Genomic DNA, 12613 nt, shown 5'->3' with positions numbered 1-12613 from the left:
CCGGATTTTTTTGCCCTGTTCATGCCAGAAATTGGCACGTACTAGCCATATTCCGGCATGTGTTGGGGCATTACGGGGTTGGTGTAGGTTTAATCCTACGCCTCGCTCTGGTTCTGGTTTAGAATTTGGCTGACCTTTTCTGCCCGAGGATAGACCCGCAAGTGTTCCAACTTGATTCCGCCACGATTATCCTGATGTCGACGCTGATGGCCGGCGCGATGAGTGTCGTCCTTTATTCCGCCCACGTCAGTTTTCCAGCTGAGATCAAGGGCTTGAATTATTGGGCGGCGGGATTGGTATCGCTGGCTTGCGGCGCGTTTCTATTCAGCTTGAGGCATAGCGTCTTCAACGAAACGCTGGTATTGCTTGGCGCTAATTCGGCCCTGGTTTGGGGCGTGGGCCTGGCGATGATCGGTACCCGGAAATTTTATGGGCTGGCGCCGTCCTGGTGGTTATTTCATCTGGTTTGGTTATTGGCCATGCTGGGGGTTGGATATTGGTTGTTAATTCAGCCGCTTTTTGCCGCGCGCGTCGCCGTATTCTCTTTCCTGGTTTCGATATTTTATATAAACCAGATTCTGGTGGTGTGGCGTCACGGGGAACGTCATTTTTCCACCATATTCTTCGGTTCGTTATTGCTGTTTCAAACGCTGGTGGTATTAACGCGAGGCATACTGGCGTTATTATTTGGCGGCGTCCAGGTTAATTTGACGGCTGTCGGGCCATTTCAAAGTATTTATCTGGCGGCCGGCCAATTCATGGTGTTGCTGCTGGCGGTGGGTTTTAAGGCGGTAACCACCCGGCGTCTGCAAGCCATCCTGGAACGCCGCTCCACGCTCGATCCCCTGACTCAGGTTTTAAACCGGCGCGGTTTTGCCGATATTTACGCCAAAGAGCATGCGTTGATGCGGCGTGAATCCACCGCCATGACGATGCTCAGCATCGATCTGGATTATTTTAAGAAGATTAATGACTGCTACGGCCACGCTACCGGCGACCGGGTTTTAGTCGATGTGGCGCAAGTAATCGGCAAGGCGCTGCGAGTATCCGATCACGTCGCCCGTTTTGGCGGCGAAGAGTTTATTGTTTTGCTGCCGGTGACCGGCGTGGACTGGGCCCGCGATATCGCCGAGCGCATCCTGGCGGCCGTGCGCGAACCGGGCCGCGGAGACTTGCCTGCCTATACCGTCAGTATTGGAATTGCTTGCCAGACAAGTTCCGATGAGGACTTGGACGCCATCCTGATGCGCGCGGACGAGGCGCTATATCGCGCCAAGGAACGGGGACGCGACTGTATCGAGATCGCGCCCACGCCGGTGCCGCCCTTGAAGGCGATTAAAGCTTAGTTGAACAGGCGCGCCAGTTCCGCACCCGGATCGGGCGCGCGCATGAAGGCTTCGCCGACCAGGAAGGCGTGCACATTCGCCTCGCGCATGCGTTTGACGTCGTCCGGCACCATGATGCCGGATTCGGTGATGACCAGTTTATCGGCCGGAATGCGGTCCAACAGGCCCAGTGTATTCTCCAGCGACACCTCGAAAGTGCGCAGATTGCGGTTATTGATGCCCAACAGCGCGGTTTTCAGGCGCAGCGCGGCGGTCAGTTCGTCGCCGTCGTGGGTTTCCACCAGCACGCCCATGCCCAGTTCGTGGGCGCAGGCTTCCATTTCCGCCATCAGCCCATGGTCCAGCGCCGAGACGATCAGCAGGATGGCGTCGGCGTCCATCGCGCGGGCCTCGTAGATCTGGTACATGTCGATCATGAAGTCTTTGCGCAGCACCGGCAGCGAGCAAGCGGCGCGCGCCTGCTGCAGATACGCCACCGAACCCTGGAAGAACTGCTCGTCCGTTAGCACGGACAGGCACGCGGAGCCATGGGCCTCGTAGCTGGCGGCGATATCGGCGGGGCGGAAATCGGCGCGCAGCACGCCTTTGGACGGCGACGCCTTTTTCACTTCGGTGATCACGCCAGCCTTGCCGGCGGCGATCTTCCCGCGCAGGCTGGCCTCGAAGCCGCGCAGGCCGGCGCGCAGTTCGGCGTTGTTCTCAACGTCGGCGCGCAGGCTGGCGAGGCTGCGGTGTTTTTTTGCGGCGGCGACTTCGTCGGCTTTGACTGCAAGGATTTTATTCAGGATGTCGGACATGGTGAGCCTAAGTTTAATGTTGTTCGGCCAGCGCCAGGCGCAGGCCGAGAGCCAGGAACAGGCCGCCCGTCACGCGGTTCAGCCACAGGGCCACCAGCGGCTTGACCTTCAGGCGCGCGCTGGCGAAGGCGGTGAAGATGGCCAGGCCGTTACACCACAACATACCGTTGAAATTGAAAACGCAGCCCAGGACGATGAAGGCTAGCGGCTTGCTGGCGGAATCGGCCGAAATAAACTGCGGGACGAAGGCCAGGAAGAACAAGGCCACCTTCGGGTTCAGGACATTGGTCAGGAAACCCTGGAAGAAGATTTTACGATACGCCAGTGGTTGCGCCGCGCCGCGCACGGCGATGTCGGCGGCCGCCGCGTCATCGGCTTCGGTGCGCAGCCTGGCGCGCAGCATGCCGATGCCGACGTAGACGATGTATGCCGCGCCTACCCACTTCACCGCCGTGAACGCGGCGGCGGACGTCGCCAGCAGCGCCGACAAACCCAACGCCGCAGCGATAATGTGGATCATGGTGCCTGCGCCGATGCCCAGCGCGGCGGCCGAACCGGCGCGCCAGCCCTGGGTGGCGCTGCGCGTCATGATCAGCAGCGAATCGGGGCCGGGCATGATGTTCAGCAGCAGCCCGGAGATGATAAACAACGTCAGATCGTGGATGCCGAACATGCTGGCCGCCCTTAGTTGGTATTGCCGAGGCTTTGCGTGACCTGCACGAACTGCTCGACCTTGCGCATCGCGTCGCCGGAGCTGACGGCTTTGCGCGCGCGCGCCAGGCCGTCCTCGATCGAGCTGGCCACGCCGGCCGCGTACAGCGCGGTGCCCGCGTTGAGCGCCACGATATCGTAGGCCGCGCCAGGCTCGCCGCGCAGCGCCTCCATCATTTTCGCTTTCGACTCCGCCGCATCGGCCACCTTCAGGTTGCGGCTGGCGATCATCTGCAGGCCGAAGTCCTCGGGATGGATTTCGTATTCGCGGATCTCGCCGTTAACCAGTTCGCCGACCAGCGTGCCGGCGCCCAGCGAGACCTCGTCCATATTGTCGCGGCCATAGACCACGATGGCGTGCTGCGCGCCCAGGCGCTGCAGCACCCGCACCTGGATACCCACCAGGTCGGCGTGGAACACGCCCATCAGGATATTCGGCGCGCCGGCCGGATTGGTCAGCGGCCCCAGGATGTTGAAGATGGTGCGCACGCCCAGCTCGCGGCGCACCGGCGCCGCATGCTTCATGGCCGCGTGGTGGTTGGGCGCGAACATGAAGCCGATGCCGGTCTGCGCGATCGATTGCGCGATCTGCTCGGGCTTGAGGTTGATGTTGGCGCCCAGCGATTCGATCACGTCGGCGCTGCCGGACGACGACGACACGCTGCGCCCGCCGTGCTTGGCCACGCGCGCGCCGGCCGCAGCGGCGACGAACATCGACGCGGTGGAGATGTTGAAGGTGTGCGCGCCGTCGCCGCCGGTGCCGACGATGTCGAGCAGGCCGGTGGTGTCGGCCATCGGCACCTTGGTGGAGAACTCGCGCATCACCTGCGCGGCGGCGGCGATCTCGCCGATGGTTTCCTTCTTCACGCGCAGGCCCATGGTCAGGGCGGCGATCATGGTCGGCGACATTTCGCCGGACATGATCTGGCGGAACAGGTGCAGCATCTCGTCGTGGAAAATCTCGCGGTGTTCGATGCAGCGCAGCAGTGCTTCTTGATGGGTGATAGGCATGGCTATTCCTTCTCTGAATTTGGGCGTGGGCGCGCGCGGCGGCGCGCCGGTACGAACAGCGCTGGTCAGCGGACCAGGAAGTTCTTCAACAGTGCGTGGCCGTGTTCCGACAGGATGGACTCGGGGTGGAACTGCACGCCCTCGATGTCGTAATCCTTGTGGCGCACGCCCATGATTTCACCGTCGTCCGTCCACGCCGTGACCTCAAGGCAGGACGGCAGCGAGCTGCGCTCGATGGCCAACGAGTGATACCGGATCACCGTGAAGGGGGAGGGCAGGTCCTTGAAGACGCCCACGCCCGTATGCGCGATTAAAGAAGTTTTGCCATGCATGACCTGCTTGGCGCGGATGACTTTTCCGCCGAACGCTTCGCCGATGGCCTGGTGGCCCAGGCACACGCCCAGTATCGGCTTCTTGCCGGCGAAGTGCTTGAGCACCTCGATCGAAATACCGGCTTGCGACGGATCTTTCGGGCCGGGCGAAATGCAGATGTGGTCCGGGTTCAGCGCTTCGATTTCCGCGATCGTGATTTCGTCGTTGCGGTACACGCGCACATCCTCACCCAGCTCGCCGAAGTACTGCACGATGTTGTAGGTGAAGGAGTCGTAGTTGTCGATCATTAGCAGCATCTCAGATCTCCCCATCCAGGCCATCTTGCACTTGTTCGGCGGCGCGCAGCACGGCGCGCGCCTTGTTTTCAGTTTCCTGCCATTCCATCTCCGGTATCGAATCGGCGACGATGCCGGCGGCGGCCTGCACGTGCAGCATGCCGTCCTTGATCACGCCGGTGCGGATCGCGATCGCCACGTCCATCTCGCCGCCGAAGGACAGGTAGCCGCAGGCGCCGCCGTAGATGCCGCGCTTGGAGATTTCCAGTTCGTCGATGATTTCCATCGCGCGCACTTTCGGCGCGCCGGTCAGCGTGCCGGCCGGGAAGGTGGCGCGCAGCACGTCCAGGTTGGAGAGGCCGGCTTTCAGCTTGCCCTCGACGTTGGAGACGATGTGCTGCACATGCGAGTATTTTTCGATGACCAGGCGGTCGGTGACCTTGACGCTGCCGATCTCGGAGATGCGGCCCAGGTCATTGCGCGCCAGGTCGATCAGCATCACGTGTTCGGCGATTTCTTTCGGATCGGCCAGCAGTTCCGTGGCCAGTTCGGCATCGCGCTCCGGCGTCGCACCGCGCGGGCGGGTGCCGGCGATGGGGCGCAGCGTGACTCTCTTCTCGCCGTCCGGCAGCGTCTCGTTGCGGACCAAAATCTCCGGCGAGGCGCCGACGATCTGCATGTCGCCGAAATTGTAGAAGTACATATACGGCGACGGATTCAGCGAACGCAGCGCGCGGTACAGCGACAGCGGCGAATCGACGTAAGGCTTGCGCAGGCGCTGGCCGATCTGCACCTGCATCAAGTCGCCGGCCATCACGTATTCGTGGGCCTTGGCGACCGCCTTCAGGTAGTCCTCTTTCGGGAAGTCGCGCGTGATGTCGGTGCGAACCGAGGCGCTGGTCACCGGTGCGTCGAGGCCGCGGCGCAGCATCATGCGCAGGTCTTTCAGGCGCTGGCGCGCTTTGGCGTACGACTCCGGCTGCGTGGTGTCGGCGTAGACGATCAGATATAGCTTGCCGGACAGGTTGTCGATGACGGCCAGTTCCTCGGTCACCATCAGCTGGATGTCGGGCAGGCCCAGGTCATCCTTGGGCTGCGAGTGGGCCAGCGTTTTTTCGATATGGCGCACCGTGTCGTAGCCGAAGTAGCCGGCCAGGCCGCCGCAGAAGCGCGGCATGCCGGGACGCAGCGCGACCTTGAAGCGCTTCTGGTAGGCCTCGATGAATTCGAGCGGGTTGCCTTCGTGGGTCTCGATCACCGTGCCGTTCTTGACGATTTCGGTGCGCGTGCCGAAGTTGCGCAGCACCGTCGTCGCGGGCAGGCCGATGAAGGAGAAGCGGCCGAAACGCTCGCCGCCGACCACCGATTCAAGCAGGAAGGTGTTCTTGCCGGCGTTCTGGGTCTGGGCCAGTTTCAGGTACAGCGTGAGCGGGGTTTCGAGGTCGGCGAAGGCTTCGGCGATCAGCGGGATGCGGTTGTAGCCGTCGGTGGCCAACGATTTGAATTCGAGTTCGGTCATGTCTTCTCTCCATGCCGCCAAGGGCGTGGTTGTGGCTTGGCGGTGGTTTGTCAAAAAACCTGTCGGACGCGCGGATGCGGACGACAGCAATCAGTTCGGCTCAGTTTTGCCAGGATTGCCAGCGTCGCCAAAGCCAGGCCTCAATCGAGCCGGTTTGGTTGACGTTGTGTTTTTTGGTGAGAGACATGTTGGTCAGGTTAGTTCAGCTAAGGGTTAGTTTTGCGAACGTATCAGGCTGGACGCTTCCAGCAATGTGGCTACTATACCATCGGAATCCGTTTTGTGTATAGCTTCTCCGTGATTGTAACCGTAAGGTACCGTCAACACCGGGCAACCCGCTGCCCGTGCGGCTTGCGCGTCGTTCGAGGAGTCGCCGATGGCCACCACCTGCGCCGGCGCCAGGCCGAAATCGGCGCACACCGTTTGCAGCGGCAGCGGATCGGGTTTCTTGCGCGGCAGCGAATCGCCGCCGTAGACCACGTCGAAAAATCCGTCCAGGCCTTTCAGTTTGAGCAGCGGCGCGGCGAACGCGATTGGCTTGTTGGTTACACAGGCCAGGCGCAGGCCCTGCGCCTTCATCGCCGTCAGGCCTTCGACCACGTCCGGATACAGCGCGCTGTGGTCGCCGTTGATGCCCAGGTAGTGGCGCTGGTAGGCGTCCATCGCCGCGTCGAAATGCGCTTCCACGCGGGCCGCGTCCCAGTCCAGTCCCAGCACGGAGCGGATCAGGTTCTCGGAGCCTTTGCCGACCATCAGCGCGATCTGGTCCTGCGAGATCGGTTGCAGGTCCAGCTCCGCGCGCATGCCGTTGATCGCGACGTGGAAGTCGGGGATCGTGTCCAGCATGGTGCCGTCGAGGTCGATGATTGCGGCGCGTACGCCTGCCAGCACGCCCATGTTTACACCGTCGCCAGTTGGGCGCGCATGGCGTCGATGACGGCCTTGTAGTCCGGCTTGCCGAAGATGGCGGAGCCGGCCACGAAGGTGTCCGCGCCTGCCGCCGCGGCTGCCGCGATGTTGTCGATCTTGATGCCGCCGTCCACTTCCAGCAGGATGTCGCGGCCCGATTCGTCGATCAGGCGGCGCGCTTCGGCGATCTTCTTCAGCGCCTGCGGAATGAAGGACTGGCCGCCGAAGCCTGGGTTGACGGACATGATCAGGATCATGTCGATCTTGTCCATCACGTGTTCCAGGTAGCTCAGCGGCGTGGCCGGGTTGAACACCAGGCCGGCCTTGCAGCCGTGGTCGCGGATCAGCTGCAGCGAGCGGTCGATGTGGTCCGACGCCTCAGGGTGGAAGGTGATGATGTTGGCGCCAGCCTTGGCGAAGTCGGGAATGATGCGGTCGACCGGCTTGACCATCAGGTGCACGTCGATCGGCACTTGCACGTGCGGGCGGATCGCTTCGCACACCAGCGGGCCGATGGTCAGGTTCGGAACATAATGGTTGTCCATCACGTCAAAGTGAATGATGTCCGCGCCGGCGGTGACGACGTTGCGGACCTCTTCACCCAGGCGGGCGAAATCGGCGGACAAAATGCTGGGAGCGATGCGGAAAGTGGTCATGGCTTAGGGCTGGCAAGAAAAAAGATGCGCTATTTTACGCTGCCCGGCGCGACCTCACCGATTTTCAGCCGCGCCGTCCTTGCATACGGGGCGGATTTGCGGTGCAATGGGGGTCTGACGATATACAATCGCCAATTTTGCATAGAGCGATTACGCTTTTACCAAGCCTTAAGGAATTTCGATGGCCACTTACGAATTTACTGTGTCGGTCAGAACCCAGTACCTGCCGGATCAATCGGACCCGGATCGCACCAATTTCGTGTTCACGTATTCGATCACGATCAAGAATACCGGCACGGTGGCGGCGCAGCTGATTTCGCGCCACTGGGTCATCACCGACGCCAACAACCACGTGGAAGAGGTGCGCGGACTGGGCGTGGTCGGCCATCAGCCGCTGCTGCAGCCCGGCGAGCATTTCGAGTACACCAGCGGCACGGCGCTGCAAACCCAGCAAGGCTCGATGGTTGGTGAATACTTCTGCGTGGCCGAGGACGGCCATCAGTTCGAAGTCAAGATCCCGGAGTTCGTGCTGTCGCTGCCGCGCACGCTGCACTGATTACTTCGGCTCGTTTTCCTGGTCCGGCGGGGGCAGCTGTTTAGTCTTGCCCTTGCCTTGGTACATGGTCCACCAGACGATGAACACCAGCAGGAAAAACGCCACGCATGCTTCTATCATTAAGACCCACATAGCCATCCTTATGTCATTAACTAGCCGTAGTCTACTCGTTCCGCTGACCATCGTCGCGCTTTCCCTGGCCGCCTGTACCACCACGCCGCCGCCAGCCCAGGCGCCCGCGCCTGCCGTGACGCCACCAGTCACGCCGCCGGTCACGCCTCCGGTCGTACCGCCGGTGCCGCCCAAGCCGGCCGCGCTGCAGATGGTGCCGGCCACCTTCGCTTCGCTGCCGGGCTGGGACAAGGACGATGTGCGCGCGGCCTGGCCGGCGTTCATGTCCTCGTGCTCGGTGCTGGTCAAGCAGCCGAACTGGAAGGAGTCCTGCACCATCGCGCGCACCGTCAACGGCGGCGACGAGCAGGCGATCCGCACCTTCTTCGAGGCGTTCATGGAGCCGAACCAGGTAATCGCGCCGGACGGCGCCACCGACGGCCTGATCACCGGCTACTACGAACCGTTGTTGCGCGGTGCGCGCAAGAAGGGCGGCCCGTACCAGACGCCGCTCTACAAGGTGCCGGACGATATGCTGACCATCGACCTGGCCAGCGTGTACCCGGAGCTGAAGGGCATGCGCCTGCGCGGCAAGCTGGTCGGCAAGAAGGTGGTGCCATATGCGACCCGCGCCGATATCGAGAAGGCGGACTTCAGTGGCAAGGAGCTGCTGTGGGTGGACGATCCGGTGGAGTCCTTCTTCCTGCAGGTGCAGGGCTCGGGCCGCGTGCAGCTGACCGACACGCAGGAAACCGTGCGCGTGGCGTATGCGGACCAGAACGGCCATCCGTATAAATCAATCGGCAAGTACCTGGTGGAGAAGGGCGAGCTGACGCTGGAACAGGCGTCGGCGCAGGGCATCAAGGCATGGATCGCCGGCCATCCCACGCGCATGCAGGAGCTGTTCAATGTGAATCCGAGCTATGTGTTCTTCCGGGAGGAGCGCCTGCCCGATCCGAAGGTAGGACCGAAAGGTTCGCTGGGCGTGCCGTTGACGCCGTCGCGTTCGGTGGCGGTCGACGCGTCGCAATTGCCGCTGGGTGCGCCGGTGTTCCTGTCGACCACCATGCCGAACAGCGATATCCCGCTGCAGCGCCTGGTCATGGCACAGGACACGGGCGGGGCGATCCGTGGCGCGATCCGTGTCGATTACTTCTTCGGCTTCGGCACGGAGGCGTCGGAGAACGCGGGCCGCATGAAGCAGCGCGGCAATGTCTGGGTGCTGCTGCCGAAGCAGCCGCTTTAACGCAGGACCATCACGGGCAGCGTGGTGTGGGCCAGCACCTTCTGCGTCTCGCTGCCCAGGAACAGCCGGTTCAAGCCGCGCCGTCCGTGCGACGCCATCATGATGATGTCGCATTCAAACTTCTTGGCCGCCTCGACGATTTCTTCGTAAGGGCTGGGCGACATCGTCACCACGCCCTCGAACGGAACTTCCGCGGCGCGCGCGGCGGCAGCCACTTTGTCAATGTGATGCCGGGCGGCGTTCTGCATCTGCGTGGCGAACTGGCCGGAATCGATGACCGCGCCGCTGTCGCCCATGGACGCGAACGGCAGCGGCGTGATGACGGTGATCGCGACCAGGCGCGCCTGATTAAGTTGGGCAAACTGGACCGCCATCGCGGTGGCTTTGTCGGACAGCTCGGAGCCGTCGGTGGGCAGCAGGATGGACTTGAACATGGCGTACTCCAATGTAGGGAACACAAAAACAGCCTAATGATTTAGAACGTTCGACGGCGCACGTTAGGACGTTGCAGGCGCCGTATGTTGCTGTACGTTGCGCATGGACGAGGCCATCGCAACAGTCAGCGCGATGCCGCCCACCGCCACGCAGGCCATGCCGGTGCGGATGCTGAAGTGCTCGCCGATATAGCCGGCCGCCAGCGCGCCGATCGGCGCGGTCGCCACGGTCAGGAAGCGCATGGTCGAGACCATGCGGCCCAGGTAGGCGTCCGGCGTGACTTTCTGGCGCATCGTCATATATGGCATGAAAAACAGCATCACGCCGCAATCGAGGAACAGCGACAGGCCGCCGCACGCCACCGCGCTGGCGGTCGGGCTGCCGAACAGGTTGGCCGGGATCATCGGCATGGCGGCGAACGCGAAGGCGGTCAGGCCCAGGCCGGTCAACATGGTTGCGCCGGGGCCGAAGCGCGTGTTCAGCGGCTTCAATAAGAGTGAACTCATCAGTACGCCGACGCCACCGACCATCTGCGCCATGCCCAGCATGCCGGCCGTCATGCCCAGTTCGCGCGTGGAGAACAGCACGCTGAGCGCGGCGAAACCATAGAACAGCATATGCCACACGCCCGCTCCCCAGGCCAGCGTGCGCAGCAGCGGCTGGCCCCAGATGAACAGCAGGCCGTCGTGGATGTCGCGCAGTGGATGCTTGTTGGACGGCGCCGGCTTGGGATCGTTGGCATTCAGGTTACGCAGCAGCAGGATGGAAATCACAAAGCCGATGGCGTTCAGCATGACGGCGAACGGTGCGGTCAGCCATTGGATCAGCACGCCTGCGACGCCGGGCGCGATCAGGCGCGAAGCCGAGTCGGTGGCGGCGAACTTGGATTGCGCGTCGGTCAGTCGGTCGCGTCCGATCAGGTTGGTGAGGAAGATCTGTTCCGCGCCGCCGCCCACCACCGAGCAGGCGCCGCTGATAAAGGAGACCACATACATCCATTCGATGGACAGCCGCCCCAGCCAGTAAGCCAGCGGGATGCTGGCCAGTGTGAGCGCCATGATCGCCTTGCTGCCCAGGAGTACCGGCAGCTTGCGGTTGCGGTCCAGGAAGACGCCGGCCGGCAAGGCCAGCAGCGCGAACGGAATTGCCGCGGATGCGCCAAGCATGCCCATCTGCGCCGGCGTCGCGTGCAGCAGCAGGACCGAGCACAGCGGCAGGGCCAGCGCGCTGATATAGGCGCCGAAGCCGTTGAGGATGGCGCTGGACCAGTAGCGCATGAAGTCGCCGTTGCGCAGCAGGGCGTCACTGTCCAGCTTATTGCTCAGGTGGCGGCGTAAGACGGTAAAAATAGGAGGCTCTTAAAAGCAGGTTGCTATCGTTCAATGATACCAGCGCGGGAGTTAGGCGCTACAATCCTTCAGGAATATTCCACTGTGAAGGAGACACCGATGCAATATGAAGACCTGATCGTTGAAGTGCACGATAAAGTAGCCCTGATCCGCCTGAACCGTCCGAAGGCGCTGAATGCGCTGAACGACCGCATGATGAACGAGCTGGGTGATGCCTTATATAAGTTCGATGCCGATCCGGCCATTGGCTGCATCGTGCTGACCGGCAGCGAGAAAGCCTTTGCCGCCGGCGCGGATATCGCCGCCATGGCGGACTACACCTATGTGGATACCTATCGCGACAACTACATCACCCGCAACTGGGAGCACATTCTGCGCATCCGCAAGCCGGTGGTGGGTGCCGTGGCCGGCTACGTGCTGGGTGGCGGCTGCGAGCTGGCGATGATGTGCGATTTCCTGATCGCTGCCGATACCGCCAAGTTCGGTCAGCCGGAAATCAAGGTTGGCGTCACGCCTGGCGCCGGTGGGACCCAGCGCCTGCCGCGTACCATCGGCAAGGCCAAGGCGATGGACATGCTGCTGACCGCACGCACCATCGACGCGGTGGAGGCGGAGCGCATCGGCCTGGTGTCGCGCGTGGTGCCGGCCGATAAGCTGATCGAGGAAGTGCTGACTGCGGCGAAGCAGATCGCATCGATGCCGACGTCGGTGGCGATGATGATTAAAGACTCCGTCAATCGCGCGTTCGAAACCACGCTGACGGAAGGTGTCAATTATGAACGCCGCCTGTTCCAGGCTGCCTTTGGCACGCCTGCGCAGAAAGAAGGCATGCATGCCTTCCTCGAAAAGCGCTTGCCAAACTTCGAGGGTCTTTGATATAGTTCGCCTCCCCGCAAAACGGTGCATGCAAATGCAGTGTTGAGTGGGGAGAAAAAGTTTTTTAGTACGGGGTACTAAAAAACGGGGTTGACGAAACGATCTAAACGCTTCATACTCTTTCTTCTTCGCTGACGGACACAACGCTTCGCAGCAAACGCAGTACCGAATAAGTTCTTTAAAAATTAACAGTCGATAAGTGTGGACGTTTGATGAAAGTGCACAGCAGACTAGTTCTGCTGATACTTAAAATATCAAATGTTCACAAGAAGTAATGAAATAGGCGCTATGAAAATAGTGGCCTGTCAGTATTTTGAGTGAGCGACCCGTCAGCAATGACGGTGACACGAAAGTGTCAAATAAACAGAGATTAAACTGAAGAGTTTGATCCTGGCTCAGATTGAACGCTGGCGGCATGCCTTACACATGCAAGTCGAACGGCAGCGCGGGGCAACCTGGCGGCGAGTGGCGAACGGGTGAGTA

General features: G+C 61.7%; 13 protein-coding genes and 1 rRNA gene. 5 read left to right on the top strand and 9 right to left on the bottom strand.

Features of this window, described 5'->3' with window-relative positions:
- Positions 1-161 precede the first annotated feature (161 nt).
- On the top strand, positions 162-1346 hold the full coding sequence (locus GTP90_RS21670; RefSeq protein ID WP_371875106.1) for a GGDEF domain-containing protein: 1185 nt from the start codon (positions 162-164) through the stop codon (positions 1344-1346).
- Here GTP90_RS21670 and trpC read toward each other — a convergent pair.
- The 7 genes from trpC to rpe form a co-directional block, all read right to left on the bottom strand.
- Positions 1343-2143 carry an indole-3-glycerol phosphate synthase TrpC gene (trpC, locus tag GTP90_RS21665; RefSeq protein ID WP_161085486.1) on the bottom strand — a complete coding sequence of 267 codons (801 nt, stop codon included), beginning with the start codon at positions 2141-2143 and terminating at the stop codon, positions 1343-1345. The genes GTP90_RS21670 and trpC overlap by 4 nt on opposite strands.
- 13 nt (positions 2144-2156) lie before the next feature.
- Complete coding sequence (locus tag GTP90_RS21660; RefSeq protein ID WP_161085485.1) at positions 2157-2816, bottom strand: LysE family translocator; 660 nt, start codon at positions 2814-2816, stop codon at positions 2157-2159.
- Between the two features lie 11 nt (positions 2817-2827).
- On the bottom strand, positions 2828-3865 hold the full coding sequence (gene trpD / locus GTP90_RS21655; RefSeq protein ID WP_161085484.1) for an anthranilate phosphoribosyltransferase: 1038 nt from the start codon (positions 3863-3865) through the stop codon (positions 2828-2830).
- 65 nt (positions 3866-3930) lie between these two features.
- Entirely contained in the window at positions 3931-4494 is a 564-nt protein-coding gene (locus GTP90_RS21650; protein ID WP_090326971.1) for an anthranilate synthase component II, read from the bottom strand.
- A gap of 1 nt (position 4495) precedes the next feature.
- Positions 4496-5992 (bottom strand): anthranilate synthase component I, encoded by a 1497-nt coding sequence (trpE, locus tag GTP90_RS21645; RefSeq protein ID WP_161085483.1) that lies wholly within the window; start codon positions 5990-5992, stop codon positions 4496-4498.
- Between the two features lie 213 nt (positions 5993-6205).
- Positions 6206-6889, bottom strand: coding sequence for a phosphoglycolate phosphatase (locus tag GTP90_RS21640; RefSeq protein ID WP_161085482.1), 684 nt, complete (start codon positions 6887-6889; stop codon positions 6206-6208).
- 2 nt (positions 6890-6891) lie between these two features.
- On the bottom strand, positions 6892-7557 hold the full coding sequence (gene rpe / locus GTP90_RS21635; RefSeq protein WP_117015849.1) for a ribulose-phosphate 3-epimerase: 666 nt from the start codon (positions 7555-7557) through the stop codon (positions 6892-6894).
- 181 nt (positions 7558-7738) lie between these two features.
- Between rpe and apaG the strand changes: the two genes are divergently transcribed.
- Both apaG and mltA read left to right on the top strand, forming a co-directional pair.
- Complete coding sequence (gene apaG, locus GTP90_RS21630; RefSeq protein WP_117015850.1) at positions 7739-8113, top strand: Co2+/Mg2+ efflux facilitator ApaG/CorD; 375 nt, start codon at positions 7739-7741, stop codon at positions 8111-8113.
- A 142-nt stretch (positions 8114-8255) separates the two neighbouring features.
- Positions 8256-9470 (top strand): murein transglycosylase A, encoded by a 1215-nt coding sequence (gene mltA / locus GTP90_RS21625; protein WP_161085481.1) that lies wholly within the window; start codon positions 8256-8258, stop codon positions 9468-9470.
- Here the strand turns inward: mltA and GTP90_RS21620 are convergent.
- Positions 9467-9904 carry a universal stress protein gene (locus tag GTP90_RS21620; RefSeq protein WP_161085480.1) on the bottom strand — a complete coding sequence of 146 codons (438 nt, stop codon included), beginning with the start codon at positions 9902-9904 and terminating at the stop codon, positions 9467-9469. The two genes, mltA and GTP90_RS21620, sit on opposite strands and share 4 nt — an antisense overlap.
- Positions 9905-9967: 63 nt before the next feature.
- Positions 9968-11200, bottom strand: coding sequence for an MFS transporter (locus tag GTP90_RS21615; protein WP_256369116.1), 1233 nt, complete (start codon positions 11198-11200; stop codon positions 9968-9970).
- A 153-nt stretch (positions 11201-11353) separates the two neighbouring features.
- On the opposite strand from GTP90_RS21615, the gene GTP90_RS21610 reads away from it, so the two are divergent.
- Together GTP90_RS21610 and GTP90_RS21605 are read left to right on the top strand one after the other, a co-directional pair.
- Positions 11354-12130, top strand: a complete 777-nt coding sequence (locus tag GTP90_RS21610) for an enoyl-CoA hydratase (RefSeq protein WP_161085479.1) — start codon at positions 11354-11356, stop codon at positions 12128-12130.
- Positions 12131-12502: 372 nt separating this feature from the next.
- Positions 12503-12613, top strand: a 16S ribosomal RNA gene (locus tag GTP90_RS21605); the annotation flags it as partial.

It is taken from the genome of Duganella vulcania (genome assembly GCF_009857655.1).
GTDB classification, from domain to species: Bacteria; Pseudomonadota; Gammaproteobacteria; order Burkholderiales; family Burkholderiaceae_D; genus Rugamonas; species Rugamonas vulcania.
Note: the sequence above shows the minus strand (reverse complement) of the source record. Positions and strands in the feature narration are given on the sequence as shown.

Coding starts and splice junctions, on each gene's coding strand:
- trpC (WP_161085486.1), bottom strand. CDS start 2,143: ATGTCCGACATCCTGAATAAAATCCTTGCAGTCAAAGCCGACGAAGTC.
- GTP90_RS21660 (WP_161085485.1), bottom strand. CDS start 2,816: ATGTTCGGCATCCACGATCTGACGTTGTTTATCATCTCCGGGCTGCTG.
- trpD (WP_161085484.1), bottom strand. CDS start 3,865: ATGCCTATCACCCATCAAGAAGCACTGCTGCGCTGCATCGAACACCGC.
- GTP90_RS21650 (WP_090326971.1), bottom strand. CDS start 4,494: ATGCTGCTAATGATCGACAACTACGACTCCTTCACCTACAACATCGTG.
- trpE (WP_161085483.1), bottom strand. CDS start 5,992: ATGACCGAACTCGAATTCAAATCGTTGGCCACCGACGGCTACAACCGC.
- GTP90_RS21640 (WP_161085482.1), bottom strand. CDS start 6,889: ATGGGCGTGCTGGCAGGCGTACGCGCCGCAATCATCGACCTCGACGGC.
- rpe (WP_117015849.1), bottom strand. CDS start 7,557: ATGACCACTTTCCGCATCGCTCCCAGCATTTTGTCCGCCGATTTCGCC.
- apaG (WP_117015850.1), top strand. CDS start 7,739: ATGGCCACTTACGAATTTACTGTGTCGGTCAGAACCCAGTACCTGCCG.
- mltA (WP_161085481.1), top strand. CDS start 8,256: ATGTCATTAACTAGCCGTAGTCTACTCGTTCCGCTGACCATCGTCGCG.
- GTP90_RS21620 (WP_161085480.1), bottom strand. CDS start 9,904: ATGTTCAAGTCCATCCTGCTGCCCACCGACGGCTCCGAGCTGTCCGAC.
- GTP90_RS21610 (WP_161085479.1), top strand. CDS start 11,354: ATGCAATATGAAGACCTGATCGTTGAAGTGCACGATAAAGTAGCCCTG.